Below are 18,119 nucleotides of genomic sequence, written 5' to 3'. Positions count from 1 at the left end.
CCTTAAAAGCTCATGATTTCATTATCAAAATCAATCACTTAAGCTGAAGTCAGCATCAAGCTGCTCGTCAGCGGGAGGCGAATAATACACGATCAAAATACGTGGTCAACCCCCGTCTAAAAATTCTTTTTCTTACCAAAGAACCCAGGTTGCCACTATGAAAACATCCAAGGTCCGTACAAAGCATATAAGGCAGTAGAGAACCCAGACCACATCGTCACTGAAGCACCCCTTGATTCGTGGACGCTGTCTGCCAGTCGCCACCGTCAGCTCTGGCTAGAAAACAGCGTCCCACGAAGAATCGCTAGCCGCCCAGAAACAGACGCTGAAAGGAGTCACATCTATGGAAATCCCCTTTTCTCAAATCAGCGAGCGTTTGAACAACCGCCGATTTACGGTAGCGGACAACGCCCACGGGTTATCCGGCGCAGGCACGGTGTTTCATTACCATGTCGAGGAAGATAGTCGCGTCGTCCCAGTCGGGCCCGGAAACACAGCGGGATGAAACCAGCGTCATGATGCCCATGGTGGCAGCATCCAGTTCGATCAGCAGTGCATGTGAGTGGATTCGACTTCGTCAAAGCGATCAAGGCGACCGGTCGCAAACAGCTGATCATCGCCGGCGTCGTGACCGACGTTTGCGTAACCTTTCCGACGCTGTCGGCCCTGGCCGAGGGGTTTGAGGTGTTCGTGGTCACGGACTCTTCCGGCACTTTCAACACCACGTGCAACAGGTTGCGTGGACCCGCATGACGCAAGCGGGTGCGCAAATGATGAACTGGTTCTCGGTAGCCTGCGAGTTGCAGGGCGACTGGCGCAACGACATTGAAGGCTTGGGCAATCTGCTGTCCCAGCGCATTCCGAACTACCGGAACCTGATGATCAGCTACTCGGCATTTACTGCGCGCCAGGCTTAAAGCCTTACTCGCAAAAACCAAAGCCCGCTTTAGCGGGCTATTGGCATGGCGTAAAGGTGAGCCTCAATCGAATTTTGAATATTTTTAATTAGGCAAGAAACGCAATCGAGTCGGCCCGACTACTATCGAAAAAGTTTTCTTTCAGTGTGAAATAACCATGTCCATTACCGGATAGCGCCACCGCTCCTCAATCCTTGCATCATCGGCGCGATAACCAAGCGCAATAACGAGCGGAATAACAGATCCCCGCGGAAGTCTCAGGAGCCTGGCAACCTGAGAGGCAGAAAAACCTTCCATGGGACAGGAGTCGATGCCTTTCGCTGCCGCCGCAAGCATCAGTGTCTGCGCAGCGAAGATGGCATTGCGCGCGGCCCACTGCCGACCGCCGATATGACCGATGGGAATCAGGGACAAAGTGGGCCGAATCAGTGCCGCAAGGAGAACAAGCGGTGACCACAGTGCGGAAGAACCTACTCCAAGGATTTTTTGAAACATCCCAACTTGTTTTCGGTAATAAGCTTTTGAGTCTTGTTCCAGCGTAAGGGAGCTTTCAACATGCGCGAGTTGCGCTCGGGCTGTACGTAGTCCTAACGCGGGATTGGCCACAACGACAATAAAGTCTGCTGCTGATGCGGCTGCTTTCTGTCCGTTGCAGGCCGTTGCGATACTGGCTTTCAAGGCCGGGGCTCGAATCCAGTGCAGCTCATAAGGCTGCATATTCCCGCTTGAGGGTGCAAAAGCCGCTTCAGCGAGCAGCGCATGAACCTCATCCTCTGGGATGGGAACGGAGTTGAATTTGCGAATCGCTCTGCGAAAACGATTCGCAGCCTGGAAGGCGTCCCAAGGACGTACGAAGTCTTGTGTGTTCATCGTTCAAATATCTCAAGGACAGAAGGCGCGTTGTGTTTTCACCACCCCTCAAATCGTAAGTTAAAGCTTATATTTTAAAAACTCATGTTCTGGGGCCTTCCGTGAGCAAAAGCCGATCGACCGTCAACCCCAGGAAAATCCCCTCCCAAGCGCGTTCTCGTGCCACGGTCGATGCGATTATTCAAGCGGCGACTTACATTTTGACCAAGGTTGGCTGGGAGGGTCTGACAACAAACGCAATTGCCGAGCGTGCCGGCGTCAATATTGGTTCGCTGTACCAGTTCTTCCCGAACAAGGAGGCGGTGATTGCCGAGTTACAGCGGCGTCACGCCGTGGCAACGCGTGCAGATCTGTTAGAGGCGTTAGAGGTCTTGCCGCACCAGCCCTCTCTTCGAGGCGCGCTGACGCTTATTGTCGAGATGATCGTCAATGAACACCGCGTTGCGCCAGCGGTACACAAAGCCATTCACGAAGAGTTGCCGCGCACGGTACGACACCTGCCGGAGGACAATGATCAGCTTCGCAGACAGTTCTCGGATGTACTAAAACCGTTCATGAGTCACGTGCCTGATCCTGATCTGTCGATCTATCTGATGAGCATTGCAGCGCATGCAATCATCCACACCGTGACTGCTGACCAGCCAAAACTGCTTGGGCATCCAGGTTTTGTTACTGAGGTGGTGGTCCTGCTGGAAAACTATCTATGCCGGAGTCAGCTGCAAGATGAAACGCACACACCTGTGAGGTCGCAGACTGACGCCAGTGCACGCCCAACGCTTGCCTCCAGGCCTGAGACATAAACGTTATCGACAAAGCGGTTTCGACTAGAAGCGCGCTACTTTCGCCGGAGCCCACCATTGAATGGCAACGTGCCGATTTTGTCTCGCCCGTGCCTCGCGCATGCACTCTGCGTTACTTGCGAATAACGTTCCGGCTTGTTGAACGAGTTTGCGCCACTCGGTACTGGTAATCAGGCCCTCGCACTCCATGTCGTCAGCAGACCTCAATAGCCTGTCGTACCTGTCCTCGGCATCGATGCGGTTTTCGGACAGTGTAAAGAGCTCTTGCCAGGTTGTAAGGGCCAGCCTTCTTCGCGCCTCTTTCATCATGCTCCCCCCGGTTGCCGTAGGAAGTAGATATCAACAGCGCTCACGCGTTCAATTTAACTTGACTGCATCCAAAGAGCGCCGGCTATGTTCGCCAGCGAACAGACGAACAGCCCTCCAAGTCTCCACACTGAAGCTGAAAAGCTACGTCCACCAGGCGCTGCTCGGGGCTGGCGCACTGCGTTGGCGCACCTATCAAAACGCACGCAAATGCAATGCGTTTTCAGGCTCAAGACCTTATGAACAGCATATGGACACGCATACAGAAGGTATTTTCCCGCTCGTCCGGCTTTTGGCGAAGCCGACAGTTTCCCCGACCCCGATTCGAATACGAGCCCATATTGCGCTCGGAGCTATTCAGCGCCGACCAGATGGCCAGTCACGGCATCGCCCTGGCCGGGCAGCATCGCCTGACCACGCTGTCCGCACGGGATTCGATGCTGCACAGGCTCGATGATAACGAGGAGCTGCTCAAGCGCAGCTGCACGGCGCTGTCCAACGCGCAACTGTCCAGCCGACGCGTGACTCCGGCAGCGGAATGGCTGCTGGACAATTACTATCTGGTCGAGGACCACATCCGCACCGCCAGAACGCACCTGCCCAAAGGCTATAGCCGTGAGTTGCCACGCCTGATCAACGGCCCGTCCGCGGGGCTTCCTCGAGTCTATGACATCGCTCTGGAGACCATCTCCCATGGTGACGGTCGAGTCGATGAGGAAAGTCTGAGCCGCTTCATTCTTTCCTATCAGACAGTGATGCCCCTTGCGCTGGGCGAACTGTGGGCGATACCGATCATGCTGCGTCTGGCGCTGATCGAAAACCTGCGGCGAGTGGCCTCGCGGGTGATGGCCAACGCCGATGATCGCAATCTGGCTGATGACTGGGCCGAGCGCTTGATCGAAACCTCAGAACGAGACATCAAAAACGTGGTGCTGACCGTTGCCGACATGGCCCGCTCCGCACCGCCGATGACCCCCGCCTTTGTCGCCGAATTCACCCGCAGCCTGCAGGGCCAGAACGCAGCCCTGGCTCTGGCGCTGAACTGGATCGAGCAGATGCTGAGTGAGACAGGCTCCAGCATCGAACGTCAGGTGCAGCTCGATGCGCAACAACAGGCGGCGGATCAGGTGTCCATCGGCAACAGCATCGGCAGCTTGCGCCTCTTGTCCGCCACTGACTGGCGCGAGTTCGTCGAGTCGATGAGTCATGTCGAACAGATTCTCAATGAAGACCCGGCGGCGATTTACCGGGCGATGGATTTCAAAACCCGTGACAGCTACCGGCATGTCATTGAACGCCTTGCTCGAAGAAGCCCCCAGCACTCGGAAATCCAGGTCGCCCGCGCCGCGATCAATCTCGCTGCAGCCGGAACCGCCTCAGTCTCTTGCGAGTTGCTGGCCCGCCATGTCGGGTATTACTTGATTAGCGCAGGGTTGCCGACGCTGGAGCGACGGCTCAACGCCCGGGTACCGCTTCATGAGCGCTGGAAACGGTTATTGCAGCAGTCACCATTGATGTTTTATCTGGCGCCTGTGGCTTTTCTGACGCTCATCTTCGCCTGGCCTCTACTGGCCTCTGCGCAGCGCGACGGGCTGCCCGATTCAGCGCTTCTGATGATGGCGATTCCATGCCTGATCATGACCAGCCGACTGGCGATCAGCCTGATCAATTGGCTGGTGACTTTCAGTATGTTGCCGACAACTCTGCCGAAAATGGATTTCGCCAACGGTATTCCCGATGAGGCGCGAAGCCTTGTAGTGATCCCGACGCTTATCGCCAGCCCGACAGATGTGGACGAATTGGTGGAAGGTCTTGAAGTGCGGTTTCTCGCCAACCGCGACAGCAACCTGTATTTCGCGTTGCTCAGCGATTTTCTGGATGCGACTGAAGAGTCACAGCCGCAAGACGCCGAGTTGCTGACACGGGCCCGCCGTGCAATCACCCTGCTCAACCGAAAATACGCGGACGGACTCAGCGACCGATTCTTTCTGTTGCATCGGCCGCGTCGCTGGAACGCGAGCGAACGCGTATGGATGGGTCACGAGCGCAAACGCGGCAAGCTGATTGAACTCAACGCCCTGTTGCGCGGCAATGGACTGGATCGTTTCAACGCCATCGTCGGCGACATCACACCATTGCGCGGGGTGCGTTATGTGATCACGCTGGACACCGACACCCTGCTGCCGCGCGATGTCGCTCGCCAATGCGTGGAGGCCATGATGCACCCGTTGAATCGTCCGTTGTTCGACAGTGCGGGCGAGCAAATCATTTCCGGGTACGCGGTGTTGCAACCGCGAGTGGGCATCAGCCTGACCAGCGCCACGCGGTCGATCTACGCCCGCCTGTTTGGCAGTGATGCCGGCGTCGATCCCTACACTCGGTCGGTATCGGACGTTTACCAGGACCTGTTCCAGCAAGGCTCCTTCATCGGCAAGGGCATCTACGACGTGGACGCGTTCACCTGCGCTCTGGAAGGTTGCTTGCCGGATAACCAGATTCTCAGCCACGACCTGATCGAAGGTTGTTATGCACGATCTGGCCTGCTCAGCGACGTGCAGGTCTACGAGCAATACCCCTCGCGCTATGGTGCCGATGTCAAACGACGGCATCGCTGGGTCCGCGGTGACTGGCAACTGCTGCCGTGGACATTACCTTGGGCGCGCAACGCCGATGGCAAATGGGTGCGCAACAGACTGAGCGTCATGGCACGCTGGAAGATTCTGGACAATCTGCGACGCAGCCTGGAACCGCTAGCGCTGTTGCTGATGTTTGCATGGGGGTGGTTTGCCAGCAGTCAGCCATTGAACTGGACCCTGACAGTCATCGGTTTGATGGTGATTCAACCGTTGCTTCGCGCGGTGACCGATCTGATGCAGCCTCCCGCCGATGTGCCCTACGGACAATACCTCAGGGCGCAGCTGGGTGATCTGGCACAGGACCTGGCCCGGGCGTGTCTGACGCTCGCCTGGCTGCCTTTCGAGATGTTCTACAGCGCCGATGCAATCCTGCGCTCGCTCTGGCGAATCGGCTTCAGCAGGCGCCGGCTTTTGCAATGGCAGCCCTCGCGCGAGGTGGAGCGCACCACCGATAATCAGCTGCTTGGCCTCTATCGCCAGATGGGGATCGCGCCGGTGTCGGCCCTGATCTCACTGGCCCTGCTGGCGAAGGATCCGCAGACGCTGGCCATCGCCAGTCCGCTGCTGTTGTCGTGGCTAGCGGGCCCCTGGATCGCTTGGTGGCTCAGTTCGGCACCCAGGCAGTCGGAGTTCGCACCGTCGACGGCGGATTTGCGCTTCCTGCGAGTGCTGGCGCGCAAGACCTGGGCATTCTTCGATCAATACGTCGGGCCTCAGAATCACTGGCTGCCACCGGACAACGTGCAGGAAGAACCCAGGCCTGCCATTGCCCACCGCACCTCGCCGACCAATATGGGCATGTCCCTGCTCGCCCACCTGGCCGCTCACGATTTCGGCTACTTGAGTACCGAACGGCTGCTGTCCCGGCTTGCGGCGTCGTTGGACAGCATGGACGGACTGGAGCGTTATCGGCAGCACTTCTATAACTGGTACGACACGCAGACCCTCGAGCCGTTGCGTCCGCATTACGTCTCCACCGTCGACAGCGGGAACTTGGCGGGACTGCTGCTGACCTTGAGCACCGGCATTGCGCAACTTGCGGACGCCCCAATGTTCGGCCCTACCGTGATCAAGGGCCTGCGCGATACCCTGGATATCCTTGCAGACTCCCAGCGCGCCGCGGGCGCGGATGAAAACGCCCTGAACCAATTGAGTGAAGGCCTTGAACATGCCTCGCAAGCGGCGACCACCGAGGCGCTGGCAGACCTGCTACAAACGGCTCACATCACGATCACAAGCAAGCTAGCGGACACCGACAAGGAAAGCCTCTACTGGCGAGAAGCGTTTGCCCGTCAATGCATCGACTGGACAGAAGAACTGCAGCGCTATCAACTCCCTGCCCGCCTGGTCACGGCTGAGTCGCCATGCACCTTGCGCCAGTTGGCAGGTCTGAACCCCGCCGACTGGACCGTCGACCATCATCCTCAAATCGAGCGGGTGCGCAGTGACGCCGGGAAGCGTCTGGAGACCCTGGAGCGTCTGGCGCTATTAGCGACGTCGTTGGCGCAGATGGATTTCTCGTTGCTTTACGACAACCAGCGTGACCTGTTTGTCATCGGTTACAACGCCGAGGAGCGCAGGCTCGACACCGGTTACTACGACCTGCTGGCGTCCGAGGTGCGGCTGACCAATTACGTGGCCATCGCTCAAGGACAAATCCCCCAACGTGCCTGGTTCACCTTGGGAAGGCTGCTGAGTGAAAACGCTGGCGTACCAACGTTGCTGTCCTGGTCGGGCTCGATGTTCGAATACCTGATGCCAATGCTGGTGATGCGCAACTTTGAGGGCAGCCTGCTGGACCAGACTTGCCGCGCCGCCGTGTCGGTACAGATCGAACATGGCAACAGACTGGGCATTCCCTGGGGCGTTTCGGAATCGGGTTACTCCACCGTCGACGCGCACTTCAATTATCAATACCGCGCCTTCGGCGTTCAGGCCCTGGGGCTCCAGCGCGGGCTGAGCAATGACGTCGTGATAGCGCCCTACGCCAGCGCCCTGGCGTTGATGGTCGATGCCGATGCGGCCTGCAAAAACCTGCAACGCCTTGCCCAGGGCTCCTCTGGACGTTTCGGTTTGTATGAAGCAGTAGATTACACCGAGGCCCGCTTACCGCGCGGCCAACACTTCACCGTAGTTCGGTCGTTCATGGCTCACCACCAGGGCATGAGCTTGCTGGCCTTGACCAGCCGACTGCTCGATCAACCCATGCAACGGCGATTCGAGGCCGACCCGGCGTTGCGATCAGCCCTGCTGCTGCTACAGGAGCGCGTACCAAAAGCCGCCGCGCCGTACCTGCAAACCACACAGTCGCCCGTACTCGGCGATGTTGGCCAAAGCAAGGACACCGGGCTTCGGGTGTTCACTGATCCAGGACGCAAACGTCCGGCCGTGCAATTACTCTCCAACGGTCGCTACCACGTCATGCTGACCAGCGGCGGCGGTGGATATAGCCGGCACAATGAAATGGCCGTCACCCGTTGGCAGGAGGACACCTCACAAGACAATTGGGGGATGTTCTGCTACCTGCGCGATGTCCAGACCAACACGGTCTGGTCGGCGGCGCATCAACCGACGTTGCATAAACCTGAGAGCCATGAGGCAATCTTCTGCGATTCCCGTGCAGAGTTCCGTGCGCGCAACCTGGATTTCGACACGCATCTGGAGATTGTTGTCTCACCTGAAGACGACATCGAACTGCGCCGCCTGCATGTCACAAACCTAGCCTCATCGGCCAAAACACTGGAGATCACCACCTACGCCGAAGTCGTGCTGACATCCCCAGCCAGCGACGCGATGCACCCGGCATTCAGCAAGCTGTTTGTGCAGACCGAATTACTGCCTGCGCTTCAGGCCATTGTGTGCAGCCGCCGCCCCCGCGCCAGCGATGAACCAACGCCGTGGATGTGCCATTTGCTGGCGGCACACGGGGTGGACATTGATGCGATCTCGTACGAAACCGATCGCGCCCGGTTCATCGGCCGAGGACGCAGCCTTGTGTCACCTGCCGCCCTTGATGCCAATTGTCAGCGCTTATCAGGAAGTGCAGGCCCTGTGCTCGATCCGGTGGTCGCGATTCGCTGCAGGATTACCCTGCAACCCGGCCAGCAGGCCACTATCGACTTGGTCACCGGCGTAGCCGACAACCGTGACGGCTGCCTCTATCTCATCAACAAATACCGCGACCGCCACCTCGCTGACCGGGTGTTCGACCTGTCCTGGACCCATAGCCAGGTGCTTCTGCGTCAGCTCAATGCCTCGTTGTCCGACGCCCGTCTGTTCGAGCAGATGGCCTCGTCGTTGCTGTATGCGAACGCCTCGATGCGCACCGACAATGCGGTGCTGATTACCAATCGCCGCAATCAGCCGGGACTCTGGGGTCAGGCCATTTCCGGCGACCTGCCCATTGTTTTGCTGCAGGTCCAAAGCCTGGACAACATCGCCTTGGTGCAGCAGCTGATTCAGGCCCACGCCTACTGGCGACAAAAAGGCCTGGTGGTCGATTTGCTGATCTGGAACGAAGATCAGGCGGGTTATCGCCAGCAACTGCAAGACGCGATCATGGGCCTTATCACCTCAGGCAGTGAAGCCACTCTGCTGGATCGCCCGGGCGGGATCTTTGTGCGCCCCGCGCAGCAGATGTCGAATGAAGATCGCGTGCTGTTCCTCTCGGTTGCCAGGCTGGTGCTGAGCGAAGATCTGGGCAGCCTTGCCGAACAGATTCACCGCCGCAAAGTATTGCCGGTGCACGCGTCGTTTGTTGCGACCCGCAATTATCAGGCTCGGTCGGCATCGGTACCACCTAGCCCTCCCTCGCTGCTGCTGAGCAACGCATACGGCGGCTTCAGCGACGATGGCAGTGAGTACATCATCGACGGGCTGGCGACCCATCCGACACCCGCGCCCTGGGTTAACGTGATTGCCAATGCACACCTGGGCACGGTGGTCTCGGAAGCCGGCAGTGCCTATACCTGGGCCGAAAACGCCCACGAATTTCGCCTGACTCCCTGGCACAACGACCCGGTCACCGATCGCAGCGGCGAAGCCATTTACCTGCGTGATGAAGAGACCGGGCACTTCTGGTCTGCAGCGCCTCAACCCTGCCCCGGACAAGGCCCGTACCGGACCCGTCACGGTTTCGGTTACAGCGTGTTCGAACATGAAGAAGATGGCATTTACAGCGAGCTGTGGATCTATGTGGCGCTGGATGCGCCGATCAAGTTCTCGCGGCTGTTGCTGAGCAACCGCTCGGGACGCAGCCGATCATTGTCAGTCACTGGGTATGTGGAATGGGTACTGGGCGATCTGCGCAGCAAGTCGGCGATGCATGTGGTCACCCAATCGGATCCCGCCAGCGGAGCCTTCTTCGCCCGCAACGCTTACTCGGTGGAGTTCTCCGAGCGGGTGGCGTTCTTTGACACCGACACCGTCGATCACGGTGTCAGCGGTGACCGTACCGAATTCATTGGCCGCAGTGGCACCCTCGCCTCACCGGCGGCGATGCAGCATGCCGGGTTGTCCGGGCGCATGGGGGGCGGTGTGGACCCTTGTGCCGCCCTGCAAGTGTCGGTTGACCTCAACGATGGCGACAGCAAGGAAGTCATCTTGCGCCTGGGGGCTGCCTCTTCCAGCAACGCCGCTACCCAGCTGGTGCAACGCTATCGGGGCAGACTGGCGGCCGCAGCGGAGCTGCAGAAAGTACGGGAACACTGGCGCTCATTGCTCGGGGCTATTCGTATAGAAACGTGCGCGCCTGCGGTTGATGTCATGATCAACGGTTGGTTGATGTATCAGGTCATCGCCTGCCGTTTCCAGGCCCGAAGCGGCTACTACCAGTCAGGGGGCGCCATCGGTTTTCGCGATCAGTTGCAGGACAGCATGGCGATGATCCATGCCGATCCGGCAGCCATGCGGGCGCATCTGTTGCTGTGCGCCGGCCATCAATATGTGGAAGGCGACGTGCAACACTGGTGGCACCCGCCGATGAATCGAGGGGTTCGCACTGCCTGCTCCGATGACTTTTTATGGCTGGTGGCCGCCACCAACCGCTATGTTGAAATGACCGCAGACGTGGGTGTACTGGAAGAGACCGCCGGGTACCTGGAAGGACGTCAACTCGGGGCCGGCGAAGAGTCCTACTATGACCTCCCCGGGGTGTCGCACCTGCGAGAGTCCCTGTATCGACACTGCGTGCGTGCCATCGAACATAGCCTGCGTCGCGGCGATCACGGACTGCCGCTGATGGGCTCCGGTGACTGGAACGACGGCATGAATCGCGTCGGCCATCTGGGTGCAGGTGAAAGTGTCTGGCTGGGTTTCTTCAGCTACCAGGTGTTGGAGCAATTCGCGGTGACCGCCCGCCTGCACGGTGATCACGAATTTGCCAAGCGTTGCAGCGACGGTGCGGTGACACTGCAACGCAACCTCGAACAAAACGCCTGGGACGGCGCCTGGTATCGCCGTGCCTGGTTCGATGACGGGCAACTGCTCGGCTCGGCGAGCAATGAAGAATGTCGTATCGATTCCATTGCTCAAAGCTGGTCAGTGCTGTCAGGGGCCGGCTCTGCGGTGCGCCAGATCCAGGCCATGCAGTCTTTGGATGAGCATCTGATCAAACGTGACATCCGCGCCGTGTTGCTGCTTGATCCTCCGTTTGACAAGGGCGCCCTGGACCCGGGCTATATCAAGGGCTACGTGCCTGGCGTGCGCGAGAACGGAGGTCAGTACACCCATGCTGCCGTTTGGGCGGGCATGGCGTTTGCGCAGTTGGGTGAAACCGGCAAAGCGTGGGAACTGTTGAACCTGATCAACCCCGCCGACCCTGCCAACAATGCTCAAATCGACACCTATAAGGTCGAGCCCTATGTCATGGCCGCGGATGTCTACGGCGCCGCTCCCCATGCCGGGCGTGGTGGCTGGACCTGGTACACCGGTTCTGCCGGCTGGATGTACCGGCTGATAGTCGAGTCATTGCTGGGCGTACAACGCAGCGGCCGCACGCTTAGAATCGAACCGCTGATACCCGTCGATTGGCCGGGCTTTACCTTGCACTACCGCTTCGGCAAAACCCTCTACCATTTTGATGTGCGTCAGGGCAGTTCGACCTTCACCTCCATGACCCTCGACGGCCAGCCATTGCGTGACGCTACGCTGACACTGGATGACGACGGCCTGGAGCGTTGGGTTCGGGTGGATTGCCGCGCCCGATCACCCAGGCCTCAGGCGCTGGAATACGAGCGTGCCGCCGATGAGTAGACATTGATCACCAACCTTGGCGTGCATGGGAGTAACCTGAGCCGGCACACCCCTGCTCCGACACGGATGCTCTGCCATGCATGCCTCCCACGAACCAAGCGACAATCATCTGCTTGCTGCGCTACCGGCCGTAGACCTCCAGCGCCTTGTTCCGCATCTGGAGCAAGTCAGCCTGACGCTGGGCGATGTGCTGTATGAACCGGGCGACACCTTGCGGCACGTCTACTTTCCGACCGACGCCATCGTGTCCCTGCTTCATGTCACGGAAAACGGCTCGTCAGCCGAAATCGCCGTGGTCGGAAACGAGGGTTTGATCGGCATTGCGCTGTTCATGGGCGGGGAAAGCACCTCCAGTCGGGCGGTGGTGCAGAGTGCAGGTACTGCATTTTGCCTGCCTGGGCAAAAGCTCAAGAAAGAGTTCAACCGTCATGGTGATCTGCTCATGCTGATGCTGCGTTACACCCAGGCGCTGATCACCCAGATGTCACAGACCGCCCTTTGTAATCGCCACCACTCAATCGATCAGCAATTGTGTCGATGGCTGTTGTTGTCGCTGGATCGCCTGCATGGCAATCGCCTGAACATGACCCAGGAGTTGATCGCCAACATGCTGGGCGTGCGCCGCGAAGGCGTCACTGAAGCGGCCGGCAAACTGCAACGTCAAGGCGTCATCGAGTACAGCCGGGGCCAGATCACGGTCCTGGACAGAACGCGCCTTGAACAGCTCAGCTGCGAATGCTACCTGGTGGTCAAGACCGAAACCGATCGGCTGTTGCGTTACACCCGTCGTAAGGAGGAGTGATGCGTTCGAATTGATTGCCGGCGGCAATACCGGCTGTCCCTTAAACCTGTCAGCGAGCGGATATTGGTCCCGCTACATTGGTTCTCCTGCCCCGATTCATTTGAGTCTCGACCCAACACGATAGAGATCGCGTTTTAAAGCGCTGAGACGCGCGTACTTGACGCCTCACGCCGTTAAGTGGGAAAACGTGCGTGGCCCAAATGGAAGCGCTGGCTTACTTCACGCATCAAGGAAGACTCATGAAAACCCTATTGTGTTTGCTGATCGCCACCGGCGTTGGCGCCGCGCTGCAGTACGCCGGAATCCCCCACGGTCTGTTGCTGGGCTCGATACTCGCGAGCGCGTTGATCGCCAGCAACCTGCGATTTTCCCCCACTCTGCCCTTCGGTCTTGGCTACGTGCAAATCGTGTTGGGGATTGCGACCGGTCTGATGTTCACCTCCTGGAACAACCACACAGTGGCGGCCATGTTGCCCAGCCTCGGTTTCATGCTGCTGTGCCTGACGGTCCAGAGCAGCGTGGCCGGTTTCTGGTTGTTCAGAGTCTCGGGATGGAACCTCAAAGATTCCCTGTTATCCGTGTATCCCGGCGCACTCGCCGCCGTCTTCGACTTGATCGAGTCCGAACGCGCGTCCGGCAAGGTGATCGTCGTGCATCTGGTCCGACTGTTGTCGATCACCTTGCTGGTCAGTTTTTGCATTCCCGGGCATGTCGACGTAGCGCTTGTGCAGAGCAGCCCGCTGGACTTGAGCACGGCGCTGACCTTGCTGTCGCTGATCGCCTTGTGCCTGTTGCTCGGCCGCTTGCTGTTGAGCGTCGGCGTGCCGGCACCGTTCATGCTCACCGCGATCGTCCTCACCGGCGCCTATATAAAGCTGGGCTACCTCCAGGCGTTCCACCTGCCGCAGTGGAGTGTCGATTCCGCCTCCGTTGTCATCGGCGTGCTGATTGGCTCGAAATTCAAGGACATCACCTTTGCCGAACTTGCCCGCCATGGCCGCGCCGGGCTGATCGCCGTCGGCCTGATGCTGGTGATCGCAGCGGCGTTTGCCGGCGTGGCCGGGCGGGCGCTGGGCAGCGATCCCTTGTCGTTGTGGCTGGCGTACATGCCGGGCGCTATCGAAACCATCGCCATCGTCGCGTTCAGTGGCGGGCTGAACGTGGTGTTCATCCTGACGCATCACCTGGTGCGGATGGTCGTGCTGCACTTTGCACCGGCGCTGATCGTCCAGGCGCGGCGCTGGCGGGCAGAGTGATTGCTTAGAACGGTAGATCGGCACGGAACGAGTTTCTTGCGCGCAAACTCGCAACGCCTCCCGGTATGGAGGCGTTGTGCTTTTTGCTGACGGGAGGAAGGGACTAAACGGGAGAGATCGTGGCCAGGGCACCAATCAAAATGGTTAACACCAGAAATCCACCCAGGAAAATTGCCATCTTGCCCATAGGGCCTCCTACATAATGAGTTTACGGTGCAGTGACTGTGCGATTGCGGACCGTGCTGTCATTGTGAGCCGCTGACTGGGTGCATTACAGATGCAGATGGCGAAGGAAAATACGGATCAGAACGTTGATCGTGTAGCAGCTGTCGAGCAGCGCTATGTGGCGAGGGGGCTTGCCCCCGTTGGGTTGCGTAGCAGCCCCAAAATCTCGGCACCTAATGAAGATTTTTGGGAGTGCTCCGCACTCCAACGGGGGCAAGCCCCCTCGCCACAGGGTTGGTGATTTACGCTTTCGGCTCGACGTTATCCAACGCCTGATTCACCGCCAGTTCTCCCAGCATCACCACTTGGGTAATCCCCAGCAGGGTCTTGCGGTGTGAGTTGTCCAGCAATGCCGCAAAATTGTTGAGCATGGTGGTGGCCGAGCCCAGTGATTCGCTGGCGTTGGTCAGCAGGGATTCGGTGTCGTACTTGGGGTTGGCGAGGAACATGGGTTCGGGTTCGGGTTCGGGTTCGGGTTCGTGGGTGCTGGCCATGATGTGAGCGCCCGGGTTGAGGTAGTGGTCGAGGGCGCGTTCGGCGGCGTCGTGGAGTTTTTTGGAATCGAGGGATTCGTAGGGGGATGCCGGATCGGTATCCGGTGGATTCGGCGTTGGCTTGAACATAGATGAAACTCCTGGAAGAACTAATGAGGAGCCATCACCCTTCGCTACCAAACGAGGGGTGGCGGCCATACGCGGGTTGGTAGACCGGTCCAGGAACCCGGCGCCCCCGAGGGAGCCCTGCGCATGGCCACCATAAAAACAGAGATTAAAACAACCTCTGCAAAAGGTGGCGCTATGCGCCTGGAATACCGGGCTACCAAACCCGATCACTGTTTTTCAGTGACCCGGCAACGATAAAACCCGTGCCCCAGACGCACAAGCCGGCGGATTCTGTCTTACGTGTAGGGGGTGGCGCAAGGCGTTGTAGCCTTGATGCGGTAACAGCAAGCTTCATTTAAACGTGTCTGAGTTTTCTGTTTAAACAGGCTGTGGGCGATACCAATTGAGAGTGTCATTTCAACAACCACCGCGACATCAAGCGGGTCGTCAACGGCATCAACCAATACACCATATTGAACGACACCAACCCCGCGACCGTAACCTTGAACAACCAGGTCGACAATCGCAGATCAGCCAGTTCAAGCACCACCGCCAACCCCCAAGGCAAAAACACCGTCAACGGCAAAACGATCATCCACGACAGTACCCATTGCTTCCATCGCGCAACAGCTACCCGCCCCTGCACCGGCTCAAACCAGAATTTCGAATCATCTTCAGTTCGGTGGTAATCCTGTCGCAGCCAAGGCAAAGACTCCCGCAACAACGCATGACGTACATGGGATTCCAGCCAGGCCACAACATGCCCCTTGCTGACAAACCGCAAGATGATCGCGTAACGCAGGTGCGAGCCAACAGGCTTGACCACATCCGTCGCCAGGTAACCCGGAAACTGCCGGTGAGCGTCGATGGCCTTGTTCATCCATTGCTCATACGACGCCTGATGCTGTGGATTGACCTCATGCACAATCACGCTGACGCCAATCTCGGCGTCAGCGCTCATGGTTGCTGCCGCCTGAGCATCGCCCGCTGGTAGATACGTTCGCGCGCCAGAATCATCGGGTCGATACTGGGTGCAATGCCGTCGGGCAAGCGCCCAGGATTGAAATCCAGGCGTTGCTGGGCGAGTTGTTGTTCCTCGACCGGGACAAGCGCATCGAGGGTCAGTATCCCCAGCTCGACTTCATCGTGGCTGCGCGACCAAGGGATCGAACCGTCTTCGATGGCATCCTCTTGCGCCGCCAGTTGCACCACCAGACGCAACTTCACAGATCCCCTGCCCAATCGTTCACCGATTTCATCCTGCAAATAATCGGTAGGCATCGCGGCGGCTTGCTGCTCGCTCAATGCAGGCTCTGCCCGCAACGGTTCAATCCGATAGCGACCGATGTGCTCTTCTCCCTGACGGTTGGTGAACACCAGGGCATTGATGCCAAAGTACTCGCTACTGGCGTAACTGCTCGGCGCGGGTTTGGGTGTCTGGAGGAAATGCTCGGCTCTGGGATGGCTGGCCAGAAAGGTTTGCAGCGGCAGTGGATCCGGCGGCGTGGCGACATTGGCTGCGATGCCTTGCAGAAAACTCAGGAAGTCTTCGGGCGTGGCCACCGGAAAGCCGTCGAACGAGTGGGTCACAATATCCGTGGAGACGCCGTCCGGCAGGGTGAAACGAACGGCCATTCCACGAGGACTGGCCATCGGGTCGCCGTCCTCGGTGGCAGGCACGCCGCTGAAGTTGGAGAACCTCAGCAACACCGGCACCGGCTGACCCTGCAAATGGGCCGCCCGACTTAATACCGGGGCTGATGGCGAAGCCATAAAGGTTCCGCTCAGCAACACACCCTTGGCATGGGTCGCGCGAAAGCCCGGGTGATGGCCGAACGTCGCGGAAAGCGCGTCAAGTAACGCGTCGTAAAGTCTGTCCTGGGACATGGAGATACTTCTCACATTATTCTCGTGGGCGGCAAAGGCAGAGGACGCGGTGAGCGTCCCTGCCAACAGCGCGCCGATCACTAATCGGGTTGGCCGCATCGGATTCAGCCTTGGCGCAGGCCGGGATTGAGGGCGATGTGTTTGTACTCGACAAAGTCATCCATGGCCGCCACGCCGTTGAGGCGCCCCTGCCCCGACTGTTTGAAACCACCCTCCTCAAACTCGTCATACACCACGGCCCAGTCATTGACCCACACCGTGCCCGCCTCCAGTTCGCGAGCCACCCGCAACGCGCGGTCGACATCGCGGGTCCAGACACTGGCCGCCAGACCGAACTCGCTGTTGTTGGCCAGTTCGATGCCCTCGGCTTCGCTGTCGAAGACTTGCAGCGTCAGCACCGGGCCGAAGGTCTCGCGCTGGACGATGGCCATCTCGGGGTCGCTGACCCGCAGCAGTGTCGGGCGATAGAACGCGCCCTTGGCCAAAGGCCCCTCGGTCACCGGACCACCGCGAACGATGACTTGGGCTCCGGCGGTAATCGCCTCCTTCACGATTTGATTGACCCGTTGCACGTTAGGCTTATCGATCAACGGCCCCATCTCGCTGACCGGGTCCGCAGCGGGTCCGACGCGCACCGCTTCCAGCCGTGCGGCCAGGCGCTCGGTCAACGCAGTGGCGATATCCCGTTGCACCAGCAGCCGCGAACCGGTCATGCAGAACTGGCCGGCGAATACCGTCAGGGCTTTCACCAGGGTGGGCACAGCGGCCTCCAGATCGGCGTCGTTAAAGACCAGCATCGGCGTTTTCCCACCGAGCTCCAGGCCAAAACGCTTGAGGTGCTGGGCACCCGCCGCTGAAATCGCCCGACCGGTGCTGGTGCTGCCGGTAAAACTGATCACTGGAACCCGGGGCGATTCCACCAGATGGATGGAGCCCGCCGCGCCCTGCTCGCTGAACAGATTGATCACGCCGCGCGGCAACGACAGCGCCTCGCTCATGATCCGCGCCACCAGGCAGTTGGTCTGGGCTGTCTGCCCGGGCATTTTGATAACCGTGGTGCAACCCGCCGCCAGCGCCGGTGCCAGCGAACGAATCATCAGCACCACTGGCGAGTTCCACGGCACGATGATGCCCGCCACGCCTACCGCCTGACGAATCACCAGGGAAATCTTGCCGGGTTTGGGCTCGGCCGCACGCCCATATTCCGCACGCGCGAGGGCTGCGTAATAGCGCAACTTGGAGGGCACCATGCCGACCTCGAACGCGGCTTCGGGCCTGATCTTGCCGTTCTCCAGCGCCAGGGTATCGATCAGCTCTTCGGCGTTGCGTTCGAAGGCATCCGCCAGTTCCAGCAATACCTGTGCGCGCAAGTGGCGGTCATCTTTCCAGGGTGTTTCGGCAAACGCCCGTTGCGCGGCCTCAATGCCTTCTTGCGCTTCGTTCAAGCCGCCTTCGGCGTATCGACCAATCAGCTCGTAGGTCGCTGGGTCGATGGAGTCTTTGTAAACACCGGAGTCCAGCCATTGGCCGTCGATCCAGTTCAATACCGGGGTGCTGTTCATAGCG

9 protein-coding genes and 1 pseudogene are annotated in these 18,119 nt (G+C 59.2%); 5 read left to right on the top strand and 5 right to left on the bottom strand.

What is annotated here, in order from left to right:
- Nucleotides 1–570 precede the first annotated feature (570 nt).
- Nucleotides 571–917 (top strand): annotated as a pseudogene (locus ACYZTM_RS27370) (isochorismatase family protein); the annotation flags it as partial.
- Nucleotides 918–1,058: 141 nt separating this feature from the next.
- Here the strand turns inward: ACYZTM_RS27370 and ACYZTM_RS27365 are convergent.
- Entirely contained in the window at nucleotides 1,059–1,787 is a 729-nt protein-coding gene (locus ACYZTM_RS27365) for a nitroreductase family protein (protein ID WP_461985693.1), read from the bottom strand.
- A 101-nt stretch (nucleotides 1,788–1,888) separates the two neighbouring features.
- Between ACYZTM_RS27365 and ACYZTM_RS27360 the strand changes: the two genes are divergently transcribed.
- The 4 genes from ACYZTM_RS27360 (at nucleotide 1,889) to ACYZTM_RS27345 (ending at nucleotide 13,839) form a co-directional block, all read left to right on the top strand.
- On the top strand, nucleotides 1,889–2,587 hold the full coding sequence (locus ACYZTM_RS27360) for a TetR/AcrR family transcriptional regulator (protein ID WP_461985691.1): 699 nt from the start codon (nucleotides 1,889–1,891) through the stop codon (nucleotides 2,585–2,587).
- A 545-nt stretch (nucleotides 2,588–3,132) separates the two neighbouring features.
- Complete coding sequence (locus ACYZTM_RS27355; protein ID WP_461985689.1) at nucleotides 3,133–11,781, top strand: GH36-type glycosyl hydrolase domain-containing protein; 8,649 nt, start codon at nucleotides 3,133–3,135, stop codon at nucleotides 11,779–11,781.
- Nucleotides 11,782–11,857: 76 nt separating this feature from the next.
- A complete protein-coding gene (locus tag ACYZTM_RS27350) occupies nucleotides 11,858–12,583 on the top strand; it encodes a Crp/Fnr family transcriptional regulator (RefSeq protein WP_461985687.1) in 726 nt (241 codons plus the stop codon).
- Between the two features lie 239 nt (nucleotides 12,584–12,822).
- Nucleotides 12,823–13,839, top strand: coding sequence for an AbrB family transcriptional regulator (locus tag ACYZTM_RS27345; protein WP_461985685.1), 1,017 nt, complete (start codon nucleotides 12,823–12,825; stop codon nucleotides 13,837–13,839).
- A gap of 467 nt (nucleotides 13,840–14,306) precedes the next feature.
- On the opposite strand, the gene ACYZTM_RS27340 is transcribed toward ACYZTM_RS27345, so the two are convergent.
- The 4 genes from ACYZTM_RS27340 to ACYZTM_RS27325 all read right to left on the bottom strand — a co-directional run bounded on the left by ACYZTM_RS27340 (nucleotide 14,307) and on the right by ACYZTM_RS27325 (nucleotide 18,115).
- Nucleotides 14,307–14,687 (bottom strand): DUF6124 family protein, encoded by a 381-nt coding sequence (locus ACYZTM_RS27340; protein WP_461985683.1) that lies wholly within the window; start codon nucleotides 14,685–14,687, stop codon nucleotides 14,307–14,309.
- A gap of 391 nt (nucleotides 14,688–15,078) precedes the next feature.
- Nucleotides 15,079–15,627 carry a hypothetical protein gene (locus tag ACYZTM_RS27335; protein ID WP_461985682.1) on the bottom strand — a complete coding sequence of 183 codons (549 nt, stop codon included), beginning with the start codon at nucleotides 15,625–15,627 and terminating at the stop codon, nucleotides 15,079–15,081.
- Nucleotides 15,624–16,553, bottom strand: a complete 930-nt coding sequence (locus tag ACYZTM_RS27330; protein ID WP_131062695.1) for a catalase family peroxidase — start codon at nucleotides 16,551–16,553, stop codon at nucleotides 15,624–15,626. Before ACYZTM_RS27330 ends, ACYZTM_RS27335 begins: the two co-directional genes overlap by 4 nt.
- A gap of 104 nt (nucleotides 16,554–16,657) precedes the next feature.
- Entirely contained in the window at nucleotides 16,658–18,115 is a 1,458-nt protein-coding gene (locus ACYZTM_RS27325) for an aldehyde dehydrogenase family protein (RefSeq protein ID WP_131062694.1), read from the bottom strand.
- Nucleotides 18,116–18,119 lie beyond the last annotated feature (4 nt).

The sequence above is a fragment of the Pseudomonas sp. MDT2-39-1 genome (assembly GCF_054898085.1).
This window is presented reverse-complemented; position numbering and strand designations above follow the sequence as displayed.

What these genes read in the sequence shown, in the direction of transcription:
- ACYZTM_RS27365 (WP_461985693.1), bottom strand. Translation starts at nt 1,787, where the DNA reads ATGAACACACAAGACTTCGTACGTCCTTGGGACGCCTTCCAGGCTGCG.
- ACYZTM_RS27355 (WP_461985689.1), top strand. Translation starts at nt 3,133, where the DNA reads ATGAACAGCATATGGACACGCATACAGAAGGTATTTTCCCGCTCGTCC.
- ACYZTM_RS27350 (WP_461985687.1), top strand. Translation starts at nt 11,858, where the DNA reads ATGCATGCCTCCCACGAACCAAGCGACAATCATCTGCTTGCTGCGCTA.
- ACYZTM_RS27345 (WP_461985685.1), top strand. Translation starts at nt 12,823, where the DNA reads ATGAAAACCCTATTGTGTTTGCTGATCGCCACCGGCGTTGGCGCCGCG.
- ACYZTM_RS27340 (WP_461985683.1), bottom strand. Translation starts at nt 14,687, where the DNA reads ATGTTCAAGCCAACGCCGAATCCACCGGATACCGATCCGGCATCCCCC.
- ACYZTM_RS27335 (WP_461985682.1), bottom strand. Translation starts at nt 15,627, where the DNA reads ATGAGCGCTGACGCCGAGATTGGCGTCAGCGTGATTGTGCATGAGGTC.
- ACYZTM_RS27330 (WP_131062695.1), bottom strand. Translation starts at nt 16,553, where the DNA reads ATGTCCCAGGACAGACTTTACGACGCGTTACTTGACGCGCTTTCCGCG.
- ACYZTM_RS27325 (WP_131062694.1), bottom strand. Translation starts at nt 18,115, where the DNA reads ATGAACAGCACCCCGGTATTGAACTGGATCGACGGCCAATGGCTGGAC.